Annotated in this window: 16 protein-coding genes and 1 pseudogene; all 17 read left to right on the top strand. The window is 68.5% G+C overall.

Features of this window, described 5'->3' with window-relative positions; genetic code table 11:
* The first annotated feature begins 68 nt into the window (after positions 1 to 68).
* The 17 genes and pseudogenes from rplJ (at position 69) to KRR39_RS15950 (ending at position 21,838) form a co-directional block, all read left to right on the top strand.
* Positions 69 to 768 (top strand): annotated as a pseudogene (gene rplJ / locus KRR39_RS16030) (50S ribosomal protein L10).
* 74 nt (positions 769 to 842) lie between these two features.
* The gene (gene rplL, locus KRR39_RS16025) at positions 843 to 1,232 is read left to right on the top strand and encodes a 50S ribosomal protein L7/L12 (RefSeq protein ID WP_216938477.1); all 390 of its coding nucleotides are present in this window, start codon (positions 843 to 845) and stop codon (positions 1,230 to 1,232) included.
* Positions 1,233 to 1,535: 303 nt separating this feature from the next.
* Positions 1,536 to 2,492, top strand: a complete 957-nt coding sequence (locus KRR39_RS16020) for an ABC transporter ATP-binding protein (protein ID WP_216938470.1) — start codon at positions 1,536 to 1,538, stop codon at positions 2,490 to 2,492.
* A gap of 1 nt (position 2,493) precedes the next feature.
* A complete protein-coding gene (locus KRR39_RS16015) occupies positions 2,494 to 3,279 on the top strand; it encodes an MlaE family ABC transporter permease (RefSeq protein ID WP_216938468.1) in 786 nt (261 codons plus the stop codon).
* A 10-nt stretch (positions 3,280 to 3,289) separates the two neighbouring features.
* Entirely contained in the window at positions 3,290 to 4,117 is an 828-nt protein-coding gene (locus KRR39_RS16010; protein ID WP_216938466.1) for an MlaE family ABC transporter permease, read from the top strand.
* Between the two features lie 4 nt (positions 4,118 to 4,121).
* Positions 4,122 to 5,246, top strand: coding sequence for an MCE family protein (locus KRR39_RS16005; protein ID WP_216938463.1), 1,125 nt, complete (start codon positions 4,122 to 4,124; stop codon positions 5,244 to 5,246).
* 8 nt (positions 5,247 to 5,254) lie between these two features.
* On the top strand, positions 5,255 to 5,452 hold the full coding sequence (locus KRR39_RS16000) for a hypothetical protein (RefSeq protein ID WP_216938461.1): 198 nt from the start codon (positions 5,255 to 5,257) through the stop codon (positions 5,450 to 5,452).
* Positions 5,449 to 6,750 carry an MCE family protein gene (locus tag KRR39_RS15995; protein WP_216938459.1) on the top strand — a complete coding sequence of 434 codons (1,302 nt, stop codon included), beginning with the start codon at positions 5,449 to 5,451 and terminating at the stop codon, positions 6,748 to 6,750. Before KRR39_RS16000 ends, KRR39_RS15995 begins: the two co-directional genes overlap by 4 nt.
* Positions 6,747 to 7,790 (top strand): MCE family protein, encoded by a 1,044-nt coding sequence (locus KRR39_RS15990; protein ID WP_216938457.1) that lies wholly within the window; start codon positions 6,747 to 6,749, stop codon positions 7,788 to 7,790. Before KRR39_RS15995 ends, KRR39_RS15990 begins: the two co-directional genes overlap by 4 nt.
* Positions 7,787 to 8,761 (top strand): MCE family protein, encoded by a 975-nt coding sequence (locus KRR39_RS15985; protein ID WP_216938450.1) that lies wholly within the window; start codon positions 7,787 to 7,789, stop codon positions 8,759 to 8,761. The genes KRR39_RS15990 and KRR39_RS15985 overlap by 4 nt, the downstream gene beginning before the upstream one ends.
* A gap of 10 nt (positions 8,762 to 8,771) precedes the next feature.
* Complete coding sequence (locus KRR39_RS15980; RefSeq protein WP_216938447.1) at positions 8,772 to 9,941, top strand: MCE family protein; 1,170 nt, start codon at positions 8,772 to 8,774, stop codon at positions 9,939 to 9,941.
* Positions 9,938 to 11,521, top strand: a complete 1,584-nt coding sequence (locus KRR39_RS15975) for an MCE family protein (protein WP_254185185.1) — start codon at positions 9,938 to 9,940, stop codon at positions 11,519 to 11,521. Before KRR39_RS15980 ends, KRR39_RS15975 begins: the two co-directional genes overlap by 4 nt.
* Positions 11,518 to 12,807 (top strand): MCE family protein, encoded by a 1,290-nt coding sequence (locus tag KRR39_RS15970; protein ID WP_216938446.1) that lies wholly within the window; start codon positions 11,518 to 11,520, stop codon positions 12,805 to 12,807. Before KRR39_RS15975 ends, KRR39_RS15970 begins: the two co-directional genes overlap by 4 nt.
* Positions 12,808 to 12,811: 4 nt before the next feature.
* The gene (locus KRR39_RS15965; protein WP_216938444.1) at positions 12,812 to 13,360 is read left to right on the top strand and encodes an Rv1363c family protein; all 549 of its coding nucleotides are present in this window, start codon (positions 12,812 to 12,814) and stop codon (positions 13,358 to 13,360) included.
* A gap of 137 nt (positions 13,361 to 13,497) precedes the next feature.
* Positions 13,498 to 14,040: a hypothetical protein gene (locus KRR39_RS15960; RefSeq protein WP_216938442.1), complete on the top strand. Its 543-nt coding sequence runs from the start codon at positions 13,498 to 13,500 to the stop codon at positions 14,038 to 14,040.
* Positions 14,041 to 14,386: 346 nt separating this feature from the next.
* Positions 14,387 to 17,866 (top strand): DNA-directed RNA polymerase subunit beta, encoded by a 3,480-nt coding sequence (gene rpoB, locus KRR39_RS15955; protein ID WP_216938440.1) that lies wholly within the window; start codon positions 14,387 to 14,389, stop codon positions 17,864 to 17,866.
* Between the two features lie 90 nt (positions 17,867 to 17,956).
* Positions 17,957 to 21,838 carry a DNA-directed RNA polymerase subunit beta' gene (locus KRR39_RS15950; RefSeq protein ID WP_216942707.1) on the top strand — a complete coding sequence of 1,294 codons (3,882 nt, stop codon included), beginning with the start codon at positions 17,957 to 17,959 and terminating at the stop codon, positions 21,836 to 21,838.
* Positions 21,839 to 21,991 lie beyond the last annotated feature (153 nt).

Here is a 21,991-nt window from a genome sequence, read left to right as displayed (position 1 = left end):
GACGTACGGCGGTCTCCGGACTCATCGTTGATCAACCACTGATCAGTGACCGATCCGGAAGGAGACCCATGGCGCGGCCAGACAAGACAGCCGACGTCGCAGACCTCGTGGAGTCATTCCAGGAGTCTGCGGGTGCTGTGCTGACCGAGTACCGCGGTCTCACCGTGGAAGCAGCTGCAGGACCTGCGGCGAGCCCTCGGCGAGAACGCCAACTACGCCGTGGTCAAGAACACGCTGACCAAGATCGCCGCGACGGAGGCGGGCGTCGAAGGCTTCGACGACCTCCTCGTCGGACCCACCGCCATCGCCTTCATCAGCGGTGACGTGGTCGAGGCGGCCAAGGGCCTGCGTGACTTTGCCAAGGCAAACCCCTCTCTCGTGATCAAGGGCGGCGTCCTCGACGGCAAGCCGCTCGACGCGAAGGAGATCGCCAAGCTGGCCGACCTCGAGTCGCGCGAGGTCCTCCTCGCCAAGCTCGCCGGCGGCATGCTGGCGTCGCTCAGCCAGGCCGTCTACCTGCTCAACGCGCCCCTCGCGCAGGCTGCCCGCCTCGCGGGTGCGCTGCAGGCCAAGGCGGAGCAGGACCCGTCGGTCCTCCGGGGCGGAGCCGGCACGCCGGCCGTCGCCGAGGAGTCCGAGTCTGCGGAGGCCCCGGCCGACGCAGCCGCCGAGAGCACCGAGGCCGAGGCACCCGCCGCGGCCGAGGCCGACGCGGAGTCCAGCACGGACACCAGCACGGAGACCAGCACGGAGACCACCGAGGCCTGAGCTTCGGCTCACCCCCCTCAACCAGTCAGACCCGCGCGACCGTGCGGGTCAGCAAACCGGAAGGAAACGCCACCATGGCGAAGCTCACCACCGACGAGCTGCTCGACGCGTTCAAGGAGATGACCCTCCTCGAGCTGAGCGAGTTCGTGAAGCAGTTCGAAGAGACCTTCGGCGTGACCGCCGCCGCCCCCGTCGCCGTGGCTGCCGCCCCGGCCGCCGGTGGCGCCGGTGCCGCCGAGGAGGCGTTCGAGCAGGACGAGTTCGACGTCGTCCTCGAGGCTGCCGGCGAGAAGAAGATCAACGTCATCAAGGAGGTGCGCGCCCTCACGAGCCTCGGTCTCAAGGAGGCCAAGGAGCTGGTCGAGGCCGCTCCGAAGGCCGTCCTGGAGAAGGTCACCAAGGAGGCCGCCGAGAAGGCCAAGGCTTCCCTCGAGGGCGCCGGCGCGAGCGTCTCGGTCAAGTGACGCTGCTCCAGTAACCATCCGCGCGAGCCGGACCTGCACCTCCGGAACCGGCCGCGCACCCGCAGCACCGGACGGCGGTCCTCCCCTCGGGGAGGGCCGCCGTCCTGCATGTCCGGACCCGCCGCGCCCACGTCCGGCGCCGCACTGGTCCAGATGTCCGAACACGGGGTGACACGAAGTGTTGCTCGTCACAGTTCGTGCCGTAACCTCCCCATTGTTTACTCGTTGGTAATCCCGGGCACATTCGTGGCGTTCGCGCCTGGGCACGGCGTGTCCCGCGGGACACAGACAGGGAGGGCGTTCGTGGGCGTCGAAATCAAGGTCCAGGACCTCACCAAGTCCTTCGGCCGTTCGCTGATCTGGAAGGACGTCTCCCTCACCGTCCCGGCCGGCGAGATCTGCGTGATGCTCGGCCCCTCCGGCACCGGCAAGTCGGTGCTGCTCAAGACGCTGATCGGTCTGCTCAAGCCGGACTACGGCAGCGTCGTCATCGAGGGCACCGACATCGCCTCCTGCTCGGAGAAGGACCTCTACGAGATCCGCAAGCTGTTCGGCGTGCTGTTCCAGGACGGCGCGATGTTCGGCTCGATGAACCTCTACGACAACGTCGCCTTCCCGCTGCGCGAGCACACCCGCAAGACCGAGTCCGACATCCGCGCCGTGGTGATGGAGAAGATGGAGCTGGTCGGCCTGGTCGGGGCCGAGGACAAGCTCCCCGGCGAGATCTCCGGCGGCATGCGCAAGCGGGCCGGGCTGGCCCGCGCGCTGGTGCTGGACCCGGAGATCGTGCTCTTCGACGAGCCGGACTCCGGCCTCGACCCCGTCCGTACGTCGTTCCTCAACCAGCTCATCGTCGACCTCAACGCGCAGATCGACGCCACCATGCTGATCGTCACCCACGACGTGAACACCGCCCGGACCGTGCCGGACAACATCGGCCTGCTCTACCACAAGCACCTGGCGATGTTCGGCCCCCGCGAGATGCTGCTGTCCTCCGAGGAGCCGGTCGTGCGGCAGTTCCTGAACGCCCAGATGATCGGGCCGATCGGGATGAGCGAGGAGAAGGACGCCGACGAGCTCGAGAGCGAGAAGGGCCAGGAGCTGCCCCCGCTGCCCCCGATCCCGATGCAGCTCGACCCGTCCAACGGCATCCACCGCCGCAGCCAGCGCGAGCCCGGCCTGTGGTGCCGGGAGAACGGCGTCACGCCGCCCCCCGGGTCGTTCGACGAGAACATGTCCATGGCCCCGGGAGCCTTCTGAGATGTCCTCCCTGACGTCCTCGCGCGTCCTCGCGCCCATCGGCACCGCCGGCAAGCTCTTCGCCTTCGGCCTCGACGTCTTCCGGGGGCTGTTCCGGCGGCCCTTCCAGCTGCGCGAGTTCCTGCAGCAGGCCTGGTTCATCGCCTCGGTCACGATCGTGCCGACCGCGCTGGTCGCCATCCCGTTCGGAGCGGTCATCGCGCTCCAGGTCGGCGGGCTGATCAAGCAGTTCGGCGCCCAGTCCTTCACCGGCTCGGCGGCGGTGCTCGCCGTGGTCCGGGAGGCGGGACCGATCGCGACGTCCCTGCTGATCGCCGGCGCCGGCGGCTCGGCGATCGCCGCGGACCTCGGCGCCCGCAAGATCCGCGAGGAGCTCGACGCCATGATGGTGCTGGGCATCGACCCGATCCAGCGGCTCGTCGTACCCCGCGTGCTGGCCTGCATGGTGGTCGCGGTCTTCCTCAACGGCCTGGTCAGCGTCGTCGGCGTGGCCGGCGGCTACGTCTTCAACGTGGTGCTGCAGGACGGCACACCGGGTGCCTACCTAGCGAGCTTCACCGCGCTCGCCCAGCTCCCGGACCTCTACCAGGGCATGGTCAAGGCACTGGTGTTCGGCCTGATCGCCGCCATCGTCGCGTCCTACAAGGGCATGAACGCCGGGGGCGGTCCCAAGGGCGTCGGCGACGCCGTCAACGAGTCGGTGGTCATCACCTTCATGCTGCTGTTCGTCTCGAACTTCGTGATGAGCGCGATCTACTTCCAGCTCGTCCCACCGAAGACAGGCTGAGGGAGCGGACATGGCCAACGTGAAAGCGGTCTACCAGAAGCCCCTCGGCTTCCTGGACAACCTGGGCGCCGAGCTCGCGTTCTACGTGCGCGCGCTCGCCTGGACGCCGCGGACGATCCGGCGCTACAAGAAGGAGATCCTCCGGCTGCTCGCCGAGGTGACGCTGGGCTCCGGCGCGCTCGCAGTGATCGGCGGCACGGTCGGGGTGATCACCGGCCTGGCGTTCTTCACCGGCACCGAGGTCGGCCTCCAGGGCTACGCCGCGCTCAACCAGATCGGCACGGCCGCGTTCTCGGGGTTCGTCTCCGCGTACTTCAACACCCGCGAGATCTCCCCGCTCGTCGCCGGCATCGCGCTCGCGGCGACCGTGGGCTGCGGCTTCACCGCGCAGCTCGGCGCGATGCGGATCTCCGAGGAGGTCGACGCCCTCGAGGTGATGGCGATCCCGTCGCTGCCGTTCCTGGTCACCACCCGGATCATCGCGGGGCTGGTCGCCGTGACCCCGCTGTACGTCGTCGGGCTGCTGTCGTCGTACTTCGCGACCCGGCTGACCGTCACCCAGTTCTTCGGGCAGAGCACCGGCACCTACGACCACTACTTCAACCAGTTCCTGCCGCCCGGGGACGTGCTCTGGTCGTTCGGCAAGGTGCTGATCTTCTCCGTCGTGGTGATCCTGATCCACTGCTACCACGGCTACAACGCCTCGGGCGGGCCGGCCGGCGTGGGCGTGGCCGTGGGCCGCGCCGTGCGCACCTCGATCGTCGCGATCAACGTCATCGACCTCTTCCTGTCGATGGCCATCTGGGGCACCACCACCACCGTCAGGCTGGCGGGGTAGCACCATGAGCCAGCACGTGAGCCGCACCGGCGGCCTCCTCGGAGGTCTCCGCAACCGCGCCCTCGGGGCGGGGTTCGTGGTGCTGGTCGTCGTGCTCGGCGGGCTCACCTACGCGATCTTCGACAAGTCCTTCGCGTCGTACGACGACGTCACGCTGCGCGCCTCGCACCTCGGACTGCAGCTGCCGTCCCGGGCGGACGTGAAGATCCGAGGCGTCCAGGTGGGGGAGGTGCTCGGGACAACGGTGCGGCGGGACGGCGACGGCGTCGACCTGCGCCTGGGCCTCTACCCGGGCGAGCGGCGGACGATCCCGGAGAACGTGTCGGCGCGGATCGTGCCGAAGACGTTGTTCGGTGAGAAGTACGTCGCGTTGCAGGTGCCGGCGCGGCCCTCGGCGCGGAGCATCCGGGCGGGGGACGTGATCTCGGAGTCGCGGGTGGCGATCGAGGTGGAGAAGGTGCTCTCCGACATCTACCCGTTGCTGCGCACGGTGCAGCCGGCGCAGCTGAACTACACGTTGACGGCGTTGGCCGACGCGTTGGAGGGCCGCGGCGACAAGGTGGGTTCGAGCCTGGTGGTGCTCGATGACTACCTGAAGCGGATGAACCCGAAGATCCCGTTGCTGGTCGATGACCTGGGGAAGCTGGCGACGGTGTCGGACACGTACGCCTCGGTGGTGCCGGAGCTGGCGACGGTGCTGCGCAACAGCGTGAAGACCGGTCACACGTTCGTGGAGAAGGAGGCGAAGGTGCAGGCGTTGTTCGACGACGTGGCCGGGCTCTCCTCGACGAGCAAGGACTTCCTGGAGCAGAACGGGTCGAACATCATCCGGTTGAGCCGGCAGGGCCAGGCCCAGCTCCCGCTGTTCGAGAAGTACGCCCCGGAGTACCCCTGCCTGCTCGGCGGCATCGTCGGTGCCATCCCGCTCGAGGCCCAGGCCTTCCGCGGCTACACGCTGCACATCAACCTCGAGCCGCTCCCGCGCCAGCCCCGCGGCTACACCGCGGCCGACCAGCCGGTCTACGCCGAGCGCGGCGAGAACCGCGTGCCGCTGGACCAGTGCCAGGCCGCGGTCCACGGCGTCTACGGCCAGGGCAACCTGCCCCCCGACTCCCTCGTTCCCCCCTGAAGGATGGCGTGAGCTCCCCCCTCGGCAAGAAGCGCGCGGCCCCGCGCCTCGACCTGTCCTCCGGCTACGCCGGCACCGCCTCCGAGCGGGACGTCGTCGGCTCCCTCGCCGCCCCGGCCCTCGGGGTGCCCGCCCAGCGGGTCCCCGACGTCGCGACCCTGCTGTTCGGGCCGCTGGCCCGCGGCTCGCGGGTGAGCCTCGGATGAGCGCACGCACGGGCGGCCTGGCGGGCCGCAACAAGCTCTTCGGTGTCGGCTTCCTGGTGATGCTGCTGCTGTTCGTCTACGTCACCTACGCGATCTTCACCCAGAAGTTCGTCGACTACGTGCCGGTCCGGCTGACCACCTCCAAGGTCGGCCTGCAGCTGCCGGCCCTGGCGGACGTGAAGATCCGCGGGCTGCTGGTCGGCGAGGTCCGCCGCATCGAGTCCGACGGGGAGGGCGCCACGCTGTCCCTCGCCATCGACCCGGCGCAGGCCCACCTGATCCCGGAGAACGTGTCGGCGCGGATCGTGCCGAAGACGTTGTTCGGTGAGAAGTACGTCGCGTTGCAGGTGCCGGCGCGGCCCTCGGCGCGGAGCATCCGGGCGGGGGACGTGATCTCGGAGTCGCGGGTGGCGATCGAGGTGGAGAAGGTGCTCTCCGACATCTACCCGTTGCTGCGCACGGTGCAGCCGGCGCAGCTGAACTACACGTTGACGGCGTTGGCCGACGCGTTGGAGGGCCGCGGCGACAAGGTGGGTTCGAGCCTGGTGGTGCTCGATGACTACCTGAAGCGGATGAACCCGAAGATCCCGTTGCTGGTCGATGACCTGGGGAAGCTGGCGACGGTGTCGGACACGTACGCCTCGGTGGTGCCGGAGCTGGCGACGGTGCTGCGCAACAGCGTGAAGACCGGCCACACGTTCGTGGAGAAGGAGGCGAAGGTGCAGGCGTTGTTCGACGACGTGGCCGGGCTCTCCTCGACGAGCAAGGACTTCCTGGAGCAGAACGGGTCGAACATCATCCGGTTGAGCCGGCAGGGCCAGGCCCAGCTCCCGCTGCTGGCGAAGTACGCCCCGGAGTACCCCTGCCTCCTGCAGGGGATGGTCAACTGGACCCCCCACATGGAGCAGGCCTACCGGAACTACACGCTGCACATCAACCTCGAGGTGCTGCCGAACTCCCCGACGGGCTACACCGCGGCGGACACCCCGAAGTACGGCGCCCACAACGGCCCGCACTGCGAGATGCTGCCGAACCCGCCGTACGACCAGAAGACGCTCAACCCGCAGCCGCCGATCTCCGCGGTCGACGACGGGGTGAGCGGTGGCCACGGCAAGTTCCGGCCGCGCAGCGCCCCCGCCGTGGACCCGTCCTCCGGCTACGCCGGCACCGCCTCCGAGCGGTCCCTCGTCAACGCGTTCGCCGCCCCGGTGATGGGAGTCTCCGAAGATGACGTGCCCGACCTGGCCTCCCTGCTGCTCGCACCGATCGTGCGTGGGACGGAGGTGAGCGTCCGATGAGCCTGCTGGACAAGAAGACCGCCGGGGACGCCGTACGCCTGCTGATCTTCATCCTGGTCACCACGATCGCCACCGGCTTCCTCGTGGTCACCATCGGCAACATCTCCTTCGCCGCGAGCAAGGACTACAAGGCGGTGTTCAGCGACGCCACCGGGGTGACCAAGGGCGACGACGTCCGGGTGGCGGGCGTCAAGGTCGGCAGCGTGAAGGGGGTCGACATCGTCGACCGCACCCGGGCCCTGGTCACCTTCAAGGTGGACGAGGACCAGAAGCTCACCGACGCCACCAACGCGACGATCCGCTACCGCAACCTCGTCGGCCAGCGCTACATCTCCCTGGCCCAGGGCGTCGGCGGGCCGGACGTCCTCAAGGAGGGCGACACCATCCCGCTCGCGCGGACCAACCCGGCACTCGACCTGACCGTGCTGTTCAACGGCTTCAAGCCGCTGTTCGCGGCGCTGTCGCCGGCGGACATCAACAAGCTGTCCTACGAGATCGTCACGGTCTTCCAGGGCGAGGGCGGCACCCTCGAGAGCCTGCTCTCGCACACCGCCTCGGTGACCAGCACGCTGGCCAGCCGCGACAAGGTGATCGGTTCGCTGATCGAGAACCTCAACCAGGTGATGGTGACCATCGGCAACCGGGACGCCCAGCTGTCCGACCTGCTGATCAAGCTGCGCCAGTTCGTCTCCGGCCTCTCCGACGACCGGCAGGCGATCCTCGGCTCGCTGGACTCGATCTCCGCGCTGGCGGTGCAGACCTCCGGGCTGGTCACCGACATCCGTCCCTCCTTGACCGCCGACGTCGGGCAGCTCAAGAACGTGGCGGGCAACCTGGACCGCAACAAGGCCGAGATCGACCGGGCCCTGCAGGTGCTGCCGATCAAGCTCACCAAGGTCGGGCGTACGGCGACGTACGGCTCCTTCTTCAACTTCTACCTCTGCAACTTCAAGGGAGCGGTCAAGTTCCCGGCGGGCTCGCCCATCAAGGAGCTCCCGCTCGACTACGCCATCAACTCGCCAAGGTGTGATCTCGGATGAGCGTTCCGTTCCGCGAGAAGAACCCGGTGGTCATCGGCGCGGTCAGCCTCGCCGTGATCGTCGCGTTCATCCTCGCCGCCTTCAAGGCCGAGGACCTGCCGCTGATCGGCGGCGGCGACACCTACTACGCGGCGTTCTCCGAGGCCGGCGGCCTCAAGGCCAACGACGAGGTGCGCATCGCCGGCGTCCGGGTGGGCAAGGTGCAGACCGTGGACCTGGCCGGCGACCACGTCCGGGTCACGTTCAAGGTCCAGAAGGGCGTGGACTTCGGGCGGGACACCGCCGCCGCGATCAAGGTCAAGACGCTGCTGGGCGCCATGTACCTCGGCCTCGAGCCGTCCGGCCGCGGCCAGCTGAAGAAGGGCGCCGAGATCCCGGTGCAGCGGACCACGTCGCCCTACGACGTCGTCGAGGCGTTCTCCGGCCTGGCCGAGCGCTCCGAGTCCATCGACACCGACCGGCTGGCCCGCTCGCTGAACACGCTGGGCCAGCTCACCGCGAACACCCCGGAGGAGTTCCGCTCCGCGTTGGGCGGCCTGTCCGACCTCTCGCGCAACATCGCCGCCCGCGACCAGCAGCTGAACACCCTGCTGCGCAACACCAAGAAGGTGTCCACGGTGCTCGGCGACCGCAGCAGCGACATCGTGGTGCTGATGCGCGAGGGCGACAAGCTGTTCCGGGCGCTGGCCGCCCGCCGGGACTCGGTGCACAACCTGCTCGTCGCGACCAGCCAGCTCTCGATCCAGCTGACCGGCCTGGTGCGGGACACCCGCGCCGACCTCAAGCCGGCCCTGGACCACCTCGGCAACGTGGTCGACGTGCTCAACAAGAACCAGCAGAACCTCGACAACAGCCTCCGGCTGATGGCGCCGTTCTACCGGGTCTTCGCCAACACGCTCGGCAACGGCCCCTGGTTCGACACCTACATCCAGAACCTCCCGCCCGTCCCCAACCTCAAGCTGGGAGGCTGAGATGGCGAGCATGCTCTCGAGCAGGGGCGGGCTCACCCGGGTCCTCTCGGTCGTGGCCGTGCTGGCCGTGGTGACCGCCCTGGTCATCGTGGCCCTCCCCAGCCAGCAGAAGAAGTACCTCACCGCGTCGTTCCCGCGCACGGTCTCCCTCTACGAGGGATCCGACGTGCGGATCCTCGGCGTCCCCGTCGGCAAGGTCGAGACGGTGCGCCCCGCGGGCACCGACGTGACCGTGAAGATGTGGTACGACGCGAAGTACGACGTCCCCGCCGACGCCAAGGCGCTGATCATCTCGCCGGCGATCGTGGGCGACCGGTTCATCCAGCTCACCCCGGTGATGGGCAAGGGGGACAAGGTGCTCGCGGACGGCGCGGTGCTCACCACCGCGTCCACCTCGACGCCGCTCGAGCTCGACGAGATCTACCAGAGCATCGACGACCTGACCGTGGCCCTGGGGCCCGACGGCGCCAACAGCAAGGGCGCGCTGACCCACCTGCTGGACTCGACCGCGAGCAACTTCGAGGGTCAGGGCGAGAAGTTCCACCAGACCATCGCGGACTTCAGCCGGCTCACCACGACGCTCGACAACAACAAGGAAGAGCTGTTCGGCACCGCGCGGGAGATCGAGCGGTTCGTGGGCGCGCTGTCCAGGAACGACGGCACCGTGCGCCGGTTCAACGACTCGCTGGCCTCGGCCGCCGACCTGCTCAAGGACGAGCGGGGCGACCTGGCCGCCGCGCTGCGCAACCTGGGCGTGGCGATGAAGGCCGTGGAGGGCTTCGTGAGGGAGAACCGCGGCGCGCTCTCGCGCAACATCAAGGGGCTCAACCGGGTCTCGAAGGTGCTGGTCAAGCAGCGCGGTGCGCTCGACGAGATCCTGCAGGTCGCGCCGACCGCGCTGAGCAACCTGTTCCACACCTACAACCCGGCGACCGGCACCCTGGACACGCGCACGAACGTGGGCGAGAACATCAGCAAGATCACCGGTGACCCGCTCGGCGCGCTGTGCGGGATCATCTCCGCCGGCGCGAACAGCGACGCGGGCAAGGCCTGCTCCCAGCTGCGCGACATCCTGCCCCGGTCGGCGCCGCTGGGCGGCGGCAGTGCCAGCGCCGCCAGGCCCACGGACGTCGAACGCGTGGACCGGTCGCTCGGCGGGATCCTGGAGGTCCGGTCGTGACCGCGCGGACGACGCCGGGCCGGACCGTGCGGGCCGCCACCCGCGTGGTGCGGTGGGCGACCCTCGCCGTGGTCGGTGCGCTGCTGCTCACCGGCTGCGACTTCTCCGTCTACAGCCTGCCGCTGCCCGGCGGCGCGGACCTGGGCGACGACCCCTACTCCGTGACCGTCGAGTTCCGCGACGTGATGGACCTGGTCCCGCAGACGTCGGTCAAGGTCGACGACGTGACGGTCGGCAAGGTCGACACCATCGAGGTCGACGGCTACCACGCCGTCGTCACGGTGCTGCTGCGCAAGAGCGTGAAGCTGCCGGACAACGCCGAGGCCACCATCCGGCAGACCAGCCTGCTGGGCGAGAAGTTCGTCTCCCTGGCCGCCCCGGCCACCGGTGCCTCCAGCGGCCGCCTCGGCGACGGGGACACCATCCCGCTGGCGCACAGCGGCCGGAACCCCGAGGTCGAGGAGGTCCTCGGCGCCCTCTCCCTGCTGCTCAACGGCGGTGGGGTGGCCCAGCTCAAGACCATCTCGACCGAGCTCAACAAGGCTCTCGGGGGCCGCGAGAGCGACGTCCGCTCGGTGCTCTCCCAGCTCGACGTGTTCATGGGCCAGCTGGACACCAACAAGGGCCAGATCATCCGGGCCATCGAGAGCCTCAACCGGCTCGCGATCTCGCTGAACAAGCAGAAGCCCGCGATCACCCGGGCACTGGACCAGCTGCCCCGCGCGGTGGCCTCCATCAACCGGCAGCGCGACGACCTGGTGAAGATGCTCAAGGCGCTCAGCGACCTCAGCGCGGTGGGCACCCAGGTGATCCGGGACTCCAAGACGGCCACCGTCGACAGCCTGCGGTCGCTGACCCCGACCCTGACCAAGCTGGCCGAGGCCGGCGACTCCCTGCCCAAGGCGCTGCAGGTGTTCCTCACCTACCCGTTCGTGGACGCTGTGGTCGGCACGAACCCGGCCCAGGCCCGCAACCTGCACATGGGCGACTACACCAACCTGTCGGCGCAGCTCGACCTCGACCTCGGGAGCCTCAAGCTGCCGGTGGACCCCACGGTCGTCTGCCAGATCGTCCCGGAGCTCGGCAAGAAGCTCTGCGGCGACGCCCTCGACGCCGCCCTGGCCTGCGTGAACAAGCTGGCCGCCGGCAAGCTCGGCGACTGCACCCAGGGCCTGGTGACGTCGGTCTGCGACAACGTGCCCAAGCAGTTCCCGGACATCTGCGGCCAGCTCCCGACCGGACCGATCCTGACCCAGCTCGACCGGTGCCTCGCCTCGGGTGACCCGACGAGCGCGGCCTGCCGCGGCGTCGCGAACCTGGACGCGGCCTGCGCCGACCCCCGCTACAAGGACAGTCTCGTGTGCCGGCTGCGCCAGCAGCCGTCGACCCCGCTGCCGGTCCCGGTGCCGACGGTCCCGGGCGTGCCGCTGCCGACGCCGAGCCTGCCCAACGTCGGCGGGCTGCTCAACCGGCCCGGGTTCGGCGCCGGCAGCGGCTCGGGCAGCGGTGCTGCAGGCAGGACGACCGGCGCGGACTCCGATCTCGGGGCCCTTCTCGTGTGGGGGATGGTGCAGCGATGATCACCAGGCGGACCAAGATCCAGCTCGTCATCTTCGCGCTGATCACGATGATCGGCGTGTCCTTCGTGGGCGCCCGCTACGCGCGTCTGGACCGTCTGGTCTTCGACAAGTCCTACGCGGTCACGGCGCACTTCACCGAGTCCGGCGGCATCTTCACCGGGGCCGAGGTCGCCTACCGCGGGGTCACGGTCGGGCAGGTCAGCGACATGAGGCTGACCGACCGGGGCGTCGACGTGGTGCTCAACATCGAGAAGAAGTACGAGGACATCCCGCGCCGCACGAAGGCGGTCGTCGCCAACCGGTCCGCGGTCGGCGAGCAGTACGTCGACCTGCAGCCGGAGACCAAGCAGCAGCCCTACCTCGGGGACGGGTCGGAGATCCCGAACGCGATGACCCGGACGCCGATCGAGACCACCAAGCTGCTGACCGACCTCGACACGACGGTCAACTCGGTGAACAAGAAGTCCCTGACCACGGTCGTCGACGAGCTCGGCGCCGCCTTCAAGGGCACCGGACCCGACCTCGGCCGGATCGTGGACACCTCCGACTCGTTCATCCGGGCCGCGAACGACAACTTCGACATCACCACGGCGCTGCTCGAGGACAGCAACACCGTGCTGTCCACCCAGATCGACAAGACCTCGGCGATCAAGAGCTTCTCCCGCGACCTGGCGCTGTTCTCCACCACCGTCGCGAACAGCGACGCGGACCTGCGCACGGTGATCGAGAACGGCAGCGCCACCGCGAACCAGCTGCGGTCGTTCCTGGAGGAGAACAAGGTCGACCTCGGCCAGCTGATCAACAACCTGGTGACCACCGGCGAGGTCACCGGCCGGCACCTCGACGGCACCGAGATGATCCTGGTCGTCTACCCCTACGTGGTGGCCGGCGGCTACACGGTGGTCGCCAAGGACAGCTCCACCGGCCTGTACGACGCCCACTTCGGCCTGATCCTGCAGCAGGACCCGAAGGTCTGCAAGGCCGGCTACACCACCCGTCAGCGCGACCCGAACAGCGACCGTGGCGACCTGCCGATGAACGAGGACGCGCGGTGCACCGAGCCCGCGAGCCAGAGCAACGCGCGCGGGGCGCAGAACACCCCCCGCCGTGCGGGACCGTCGTACCGGGCCCCGGTCGTCGGGTCGTACGATCGCGGCACGGGGAAGCTGAAGTACACCGACCGCAACCCGAGCGGCGACGTGACCTACACCGGCGGCGCCGCGGCCCTCATGGGAGAACAGTCCTGGAAGTGGCTGCTGATGCAGCCGCTGGCCGGGCAGGAGTGACAGCTTGACCGACCACACCCCGCAGGACCCCGCTGCACAGCCACGCCCCGACCAGGGCTCCAGCCCCGGCCTGCGCCGCGCCGTGGCCGCCTTCCTGGCCGTCGTCGCGGTGCTCGCGCTCGTCGCCGTCGTCGTGGAGGTGGCCAGCCTGCGTCCCAGGTCCGAGCAGGTGCAGGCCGACCAGGACGCCCGGTCCGACGTGGTCCGGGCCGCGGAGCGGTTCGCGGTCCAGGTCAACAACTACGACGTCGCCTCCGTCGACGAGTACCAGGCCGGCATCACGCCCCTGCTGTCGCCGAAGTTCAAGGGCGAGTTCGACAAGGCGATGAGCGACATCGTGACCTCGGTCAAGCAGGCCAAGATGACCTCCAAGGGGGAGGTGCTCAGCTCGGCCGTGGCCAGCCTGGACCCCGACTCCGCGCAGGTCCTGGTGGTGTCCGACGCGAACGTGAAGACCGTCTTCGACACCCGCGCCCGGCACTTCCGCTGGGAGGTGTCACTGGTCCGCATCGACGGCTCGTGGCTCGTCGACAACTTCACCCCGGTCGCATGAGCGGGTCGACCCCGGGTGGGTACAGGCCCACCGACCTCCCGTCAACCCATCTAACACCGGCTCAGCTCAAGCGTCGCGAAAGACAACAGCGGCGGGGCGACGCCATCAGTGACTCATCGCCGCCACTACATGGGCCCGTGACTCATGAAAGTATCGACACGGTCGACTCACGAGGATCCGGCCCGTCCTGGCCGGTGGTCGCGGTGCTGGGCGTCGTCGCCCTGGCCCTGGTGCTCACCGCCGCGTGGCTGGGCCTGGCCACCTGGGACTACCGCGAGGTCCGCGACCAGGACGCCGTCGACGAGGCGTCCCGGACGGCGCCCGCGGCCGCCGAGCGCGCCTCGGCCGCGATCCTGTCCTACGACTACGGGTCGCTGGACGCCGACGAGAAGGCCGCGGAGCGGTACATGACGCCGGCCTACCGCAAGCAGTACAAAGACACCTTCGACCGGCTGGTCCGGCCGAACGCCGCCGAGGTCCGGGCCAAGGTGCAGGCCGAGGTCAAGGCCTCGGGCGTCGCGCACGCGGACGCCGACCGGGTGAACGTGCTGCTCTACGTCAACCAGTCCACCACCAGCACCGCCAACGGCGGTCGGCCGCAGGTCGCGCTCAACCGGGTGCAGCTCTCGATGGTGCGCCAGGGCGGCACCTGGTTGGTCGACGGCATCACGTCCTACTGACGCACCCGGGGGGCACCCGCCGGGGGCCCGCCGGGGGCCCGCCGGGCGCCGCGAGGGTTCTTGACTCCGCCGGATCGGCGGTTCATGCTGTGCGTGCGTTTCCGCGTGGCCTCCGCCTCTCGGACCTCTCACCACCGAGGATCGGCCCTCGTTCCGGTACAACACGGACAGGCCGGCCCGCTGCAGGTGATCGAGGACCGACGGTGGTGGCCAGGGCCGGTTGTGTGAGGCACTGCCCTTGGGCTAGTATCGATCCTTGCGTCTGCTCTCAAATGCCTCCAGCCTGCCCGGTCGGCTGGAATGAGGGGGGTCGACGACATCACGCGAGCCCTTGGAAGGACCAGTCTTGGCCGCCTCGCGCAGCACCAGCAAGACCATCGAAAACCCTCTCGCTCCCCGCCGCATCTCCTTCGCGAAGATCTCGGAAGTCCTCGAGGTCCCGAAGCTTCTCGACCTCCAGACCAAGAGCTTCGACTGGCTCGTGGGCAACGAGGAGTGGAAGACCGACACGCAGAAGCGTCTCGACAACGGGGAGGACGCCTCCCTCAAGTCGGGCCTCGAGGAGATCTTCGAGGAGATCTCCCCGATCGAGGACTTCTCCGGGACCATGTCCCTCTCCTTCGAGAACCCGGTCTTCTACGACCCCAAGAACACCGTGGACGAGTGCAAGGAGAAGGACTTCACCTACTCCGCTCCTCTCTACGTCTCCGCGGAGTTCACCAACAACGAGACCGGTGAGATCAAGGGCCAGACGGTCTTCATGGGGGACTTCCCCCTGATGACCGACAAGGGCACCTTCGTCATCAACGGCACCGAGCGCGTCGTCGTCTCGCAGCTCGTCCGGTCGCCGGGCGTCTACTTCGAGCGCAGCGCCGACAAGACGTCCGACAAGGACATCTACACCGCCAAGGTCATCCCCTCGCGCGGTGCGTGGCTCGAGTTCGAGATCGACAAGCGCGACCTGGTCGGCGTCCGCCTCGACCGCAAGCGCAAGCAGAACGTCACGGTGCTGCTCAAGGCCCTCGGCTGGACCAACGAGCAGATCCGCGAGGAGTTCGGCCAGTACGAGTCGATGATGCTGACCCTCGAGAAGGACCACACCGAGGGCCAGGACGACGCGCTGCTCGACATCTACCGCAAGCTGCGCCCGGGCGAGCCGCCCACGCGCGAGGCCGCGCAGACGCTGTTGGACAACTATTACTTCAACGGCAAGCGCTACGACCTCGCCAAGGTCGGTCGCTACAAGATCAACAAGAAGCTCGGCACCACCGAGGCCTTCGACCAGCAGACGCTGACCATCGACGACATCGTCGCGGCGATCCGCTACATCGTGGCGCTGCACGACGGCCAGACCGAGCTCGTGACGCCCGCCGGTGGCGGCGCCAACGAGGTCCGGGCCGACGACATCGACCACTTCGGCAACCGGCGCATGCGCACGGTGGGCGAGCTGATCCAGAACCAGCTGCGCACCGGCCTGGCCCGCATGGAGCGGGTCGTCCGCGAGCGGATGACGACGCAGGACGTCGAGGCGATCACGCCGCAGTCCCTGATCAACATCCGTCCCGTGGTCGCGGCGCTCAAGGAGTTCTTCGGAACCTCCCAGCTGTCGCAGTTCATGGACCAGACGAACCCGATCGCGGGCCTGACGCACAAGCGTCGCTTGTCCGCGCTGGGCCCCGGTGGTCTCTCGCGTGACCGCGCGGGCTTCGAGGTCCGCGACGTCCACCCGTCGCACTACGGCCGCATGTGCCCGATCGAGACGCCTGAGGGCCCGAACATCGGCCTGATCGGCTCGCTCGCGACGTTCGGGCGGATCAACCCGTTCGGCTTCGTCGAGACGCCGTACCGCAAGGTCGAGAACGGCACCGTCACCGACAAGGTCGACTACCTCACCGCCGACGAGGAGGACCGCTACGTCATCGCGCAGGCCAACGCCGGCCTGAACGACGACAACACGTTCTCCGAGGAGCGCGTGCTGGTGCGCCAGCGCGAGAACGAGGTCGACGTGGTGCCGGCCGACGAGGTCGACTACATGGACGTCTCGCCGCGCCAGATGGTGTCTGTCGCGACCGCGCTGATCCCGTTCCTGGAGCACGACGACGCGAACCGCGCGCTGATGGGCTCCAACATGCAGCGCCAGGCCGTGCCGCTCATCAAGAGCGACGCGCCGCTGGTCGGCACCGGCATGGAGTTCCGTGCCGCCGTCGACGCCGGTGACGTGGTCGTCGCGGCCCAGTCCGGCGTCGTGCAGGAGGTCTCGGCCGACGCGGTCGAGGTCATGCAGGACGACGGCACCTACCGCACCTACCGGATGCAGAAGTTCAGCCGCTCGAACCAGGGCACGTGCATCAACCAGCGCCCGCTGGTCTCGGAGGGGCAGCGCCTCGAGGTCGGTTCGCCGATCGCCGACGGTCCCTGCACCGACGAGGGCGAGATGGCGCTCGGCACGAACCTGCTCGTCGCGTTCATGCCGTGGCAGGGCCACAACTACGAGGACGCGATCATCCTGTCGCAGCGTCTCGTGCAGCAGGACGTCCTCACCTCGATCCACATCGAGGAGCACGAGGTCGACGCCCGCGACACGAAGCTGGGGCCGGAGGAGATCACCCGGGACATCCCGAACGTCTCCGAGGAGATGCTGGCCGACCTCGACGAGCGCGGGATCATCCGCATCGGCGCCGAGGTCACGACCGGCGACATCCTCGTCGGCAAGGTGACGCCCAAGGGCGAGACCGAGCTGACCCCCGAGGAGCGCCTGCTCCGCGCGATCTTCGGTGAGAAGGCGCGCGAGGTGCGCGACACCTCGATGAAGGTCCCGCACGGCGAGTCCGGCACCGTCATCGGCGTCCGGGTCTTCGACCGCGAGGAGGGCGACGAGCTGCCTCCGGGCGTGAACCAGCTGGTCCGCGTCTACGTGGCCCAGAAGCGCAAGATCTCGGTGGGCGACAAGCTCGCCGGCCGGCACGGCAACAAGGGCGTCATCTCCAAGATCCTTCCGGTCGAGGACATGCCGTTCATGGAGGACGGGACGCCCGTCGACGTGGTGCTCAACCCGCTCGGCGTGCCGGGCCGGATGAACATCGGTCAGATCCTCGAGATCCACCTGGGCTGGCTGGCCAAGCAGGGCTGGCAGGTCGAGGGCGACGACGAGGACTGGAAGAAGCGCCTCATCTCGATCCACGCCGACGCCGCGGAGGCCGAGACCAACGTCGCGACCCCCGTGTTCGACGGTGCGCGCGAGGACGAGATCGTCGGTCTGCTCGGCTCGACCCTGCCGAACCGCGACGGCGTCCGCGTCGTCAAGGAGAACGGCAAGGCGATGCTGTTCGACGGCCGCTCGGGAGAGCCTTTCCCGGACCCGGTCTCGGTCGGCTACATGTACATCCTGAAGCTGCACCACCTCGTGGACGACAAGATCCACGCGCGGTCGACGGGTCCGTACTCGATGATCACCCAGCAGCCGCTCGGCGGTAAGGCCCAGTTCGGTGGCCAGCGCTTCGGTGAGATGGAGGTCTGGGCGATGGAGGCGTACGGCGCCGCCTACGCCCTGCAGGAGCTCCTGACCATCAAGTCCGACGACGTCCCCGGACGCGTCAAGGTCTACGAGGCCATCGTGAAGGGCGAGAACATCCCCGACTCCGGCATCCCCGAGTCGTTCAAGGTTCTCGTCAAGGAGATGCAGTCGCTCTGCCTCAACGTCGAGGTGCTGTCCCAGGACGGCACCGCGATCGAGATGCGCGACGCGGAGGAAGACGTCTTCCGCGCCGCCGAGGAGCTCGGCATCGACCTGTCCCGCCGCGAGCCCAGCAGCGTCGAGGAAGTCTGAGGTGTGGGGGAGCGCGGCCCGTGAGGCCGTGCTCCCCGCCCTCGGTCCCCGTCTTTTGTTCAACCTGACATCTTGAGGAAAGAAGCCACCGTGCTCGACGTGAACTTCTTCGACCAGCTGAAGATCGGCCTGGCCACCGCGGACGACATCCGCACGTGGAGCCACGGCGAGGTCAAGAAGCCGGAGACGATCAACTACCGCACGCTCAAGCCCGAGCGTGACGGTCTCTTCTGCGAGAAGATCTTCGGTCCCACCCGGGACTGGGAGTGCTACTGCGGCAAGTACAAGCGCGTGCGCTTCAAGGGCATCATCTGCGAGCGCTGCGGCGTCGAGGTGACCCGTTCCAAGGTCCGCCGCGAGCGGATGGGCCACATCGAGCTCGCCGCCCCGGTGACGCACATCTGGTACTTCAAGGGTGTGCCCAGCCGGCTCGGCTACCTGCTCGACCTCGCCCCGAAGGACCTCGAGAAGGTCATCTACTTCGCGGCGTACATGATCACGCACGTCGACGAGGACGCGCGGCACCGCGACCTGTCCTCGAACGAGGGCAAGATCGACCTCGAGCGCAAGCGTCTCGAGAGCCGCCGCGACAACCAGATCGACGAGCGCGCCAAGAAGCTCGAGGAGGACCTCGCGTCCCTCGAGGCCGAAGGTGCCAAGGCCGACGCGCGTCGCAAGGTCAAGGACGGCGCCGAGCGCGAGATGAAGCAGGTCCGCGACCGGTCCCAGCGCGAGCTGGACCGTCTCGACGAGGTGTGGAGCCGCTTCAAGAACCTCAAGGTCCAGGACCTCGAGGGCGACGAGCTGCTCTACCGCGAGATGAAGAACTGGTTCGGCAAGTACTTCGAGGGCCACATGGGCGCCACGGCGATCCAGAAGCGCCTCGAGACCTTCGACCTCGACGCCGAGGTGGAGAGCCTGCGCGAGACCATCGCGACCGGCAAGGGCCAGCGCAAGGTCCGCGCCCTCAAGCGCCTCAAGGTCGTCGACGCGTTCCGCAAGACGACCAACAGCCCGCGCGGCATGGTGCTCGACGCCGTCCCGGTCATCCCGCCGGACCTGCGCCCGATGGTGCAGCTCGACGGTGGCCGGTTCGCGACGTCCGACCTGAACGACCTGTACCGCCGCGTGATCAACCGGAACAACCGCCTCAAGCGGCTGCTCGACCTCGGTGCGCCCGAGATCATCGTCAACAACGAGAAGCGGATGCTCCAGGAGGCCGTCGACTCGCTGTTCGACAACGGCCGTCGCGGCCGTCCGGTCACCGGCCCGGGCAACCGGCCGCTGAAGTCGCTGTCCGACATGCTCAAGGGCAAGCAGGGTCGCTTCCGGCAGAACCTGCTCGGCAAGCGCGTCGACTACTCCGGCCGTTCGGTCATCGTGGTCGGCCCGCAGCTCAAGCTGCACCAGTGCGGCCTGCCCAAGCAGATGGCGCTCGAGCTGTTCAAGCCGTTCGTGATGAAGCGTCTGGTCGACCTGAACCACGCGCAGAACATCAAGAGCGCCAAGCGCATGGTCGAGCGCGCCCGTCCGGTCGTGTGGGACGTCCTGGAAGAGGTCATCACCGAGCACCCGGTGCTGCTCAACCGTGCGCCCACGCTGCACCGTCTGGGCATCCAGGCGTTCGAGCCCCAGCTGATCGAGGGCAAGGCCATCCAGATCCACCCGCTCGTCTGCTCCGCGTTCAACGCGGACTTCGACGGTGACCAGATGGCCGTGCACCTGCCGCTCTCCGCGGAGGCGCAGGCCGAGGCCCGGATCCTGATGCTGTCGACGAACAACATCCTCAAGCCGTCCGACGGTCGTCCGGTCACCATGCCCACCCAGGACATGATCATCGGTCTGTTCTTCCTCACCCGGGAGATGGAGGGCGAGCTCGCCGGCCACGGCCGCGCGTTCTCCTCGACCTCCGAGGCGATCATGGCCCTGGACAAGGGCGAGATCACCCTGCAGAGCAAGGTGAAGATCCGCTTCCCGCAGGTGGTGCCGCCGTTCGGCGTGCCGCTTCCGGAGGGCTGGACCGAGGGCGAGCCGCTGATCCTGGACACCACCCTGGGGCGCGCGCTGTTCAACGAGACGCTTCCGCCGGACTACGCCTTCGTGAACTACGAGGTCGGCAAGAAGCAGCTCGGGGTCATCGTGAACGACCTGGCCGAGCGCTACACCAAGGTCGAGGTCGCCGCGGCGCTCGACGCCCTCAAGGACGCCGGCTTCCACTGGGGCACCCGCTCCGGTGTGACGGTCTCCATCGAGGACGTCGTCACCCCGCCCCGCAAGGCCGAGATCCTCGAGGTGTTCGAGGACCAGGCCAAGAAGGTGCAGGTCCAGTTCGAGCGTGGCCTGATCACCGACGACGAGCGTCGCCAGGAGCTCATCGAGATCTGGACGCAGGCCTCCAACGAGGTCGCGGCCGAGCTCGAGAAGACCTTCGACAAGATGAACCCGATCTACATGATGGTGCACTCCGGTGCGCGCGGAAACATGATGCAGGTCCGGCAGATCGCGGCCATGCGTGGTCTGGTGGCCAACCCCAAGGGCGACATCATCCCGCGGCCGATCAAGTCGAACTTCCGGGAGGGCCTGACCGTCCTGGAGTACTTCATCGCGACGCACGGTGCCCGCAAGGGTCTGGCCGACACGGCGCTGCGTACGGCGGACTCGGGCTACCTGACCCGTCGTCTGGTCGACGTGTCGCAGGACGTCATCATCCGTGAGGACGACTGCGGCACCGAGCGCGGCCTGCCCAAGCGGATCGGCGTCAAGCTCGACGACGGCCGCGTGGTCAAGGACGAGAACGCCGAGACCGCGGCGTACGCCCGCTCGGCGTCCGTCGAGGTCACGCACCCGGAGACCGGCGCAGTGCTGGTCGAGGCGGGCGGCGACCTCGGCGACGTCAAGATCAACGAGCTCGTCGAGGCCGGCATCGAGGAGGTGAAGGTCCGTTCCGTGCTCACCTGTGACGCCCGGACCGGCACCTGCGCCAAGTGCTACGGGCGTTCGCTGGCGACCGGCAAGCTCGTCGACATCGGCGAGGCCGTCGGCATCATCGCGGCCCAGTCGATCGGTGAGCCCGGCACGCAGCTGACGATGCGTACCTTCCACACCGGTGGTGTGGCCTCCGCGGACGACATCACGCAGGGCCTGCCCCGCGTGGTCGAGCTCTTCGAGGCCCGCCAGCCCAAGGGTCGCTCGCCGATCACCGAGGCCGCCGGCCGCGTGACGATCGACGAGACCGACAAGGCGAAGAAGATCCTGATCACCCCGGACGACGGGTCCGAGGTCCAGGAGTACCCGATCAGCAAGCGGTCGCGTCTGACCGTCGGCGAGGGCGACCACGTCGAGGTCGGCCAGCAGCTGACCCAGGGCACGCCGGACCCGCAGGAGGTGCTGCGCATCCTCGGTGTCCGCAAGGCCCAGGAGCACCTGGTGGACGAGGTCCAGGCTGTGTACCGCAGCCAGGGCGTGGCCATCCACGACAAGCACATCGAGATCATCGTGCGGCAGATGCTGCGCCGTGTCCTCGTGCTGGAGCAGGGCGACACCAAGCTGCTCCCGTCGGACCTCATCGACCGGGTCATCTTCGAGGAGGAGAACCGTCGGGTGGTCTCCGAGGGCGGCAAGCCCGCGGCCGGCCGTCCGCAGCTGATGGGCATCACCAAGGCGTCGCTGGCCACCGAGTCGTGGCTGTCGGCGGCGTCGTTCCAGGAGACCACGCGGGTCCTGACCGACGCGGCGATCCACGGCAAGTCCGACTCGCTGCGCGGTCTCAAGGAGAACGTGATCATCGGCAAGCTGATCCCGGCCGGCACCGGCCTGGAGCGCTACCGCAACATCCGGGTGGAGCCGACCGAGGAGGCGCGTGCGAACGCGTACTCCGTCACCGGGTACGGCGACTACGACTACGACTTCGGGAACACCGGAGGCCAGGCCGTGGCACTCGACGACTTCGATTTCGGTTCCTACCAGAACTGAGCGGAGCGAGGTTCCGGTAGCAGGAACCGGATCGAGCAGGACAGCGCACAGCACGGCCGGAGGCCGGCTCCCCACGGGGAGCCGGCCTTCGGCGTTCCCGGCGTCTTGCCGCTGCAGCCCCGGATTACCGGTTCCGGCGGAAGGTGGGTTTCG

Origin of the sequence: Nocardioides panacis, assembly GCF_019039255.1 — a bacterium.
Taxonomy (GTDB): Bacteria; Actinomycetota; Actinomycetes; order Propionibacteriales; family Nocardioidaceae; genus Nocardioides_B; species Nocardioides_B panacis.
This window is presented reverse-complemented; position numbering and strand designations above follow the sequence as displayed.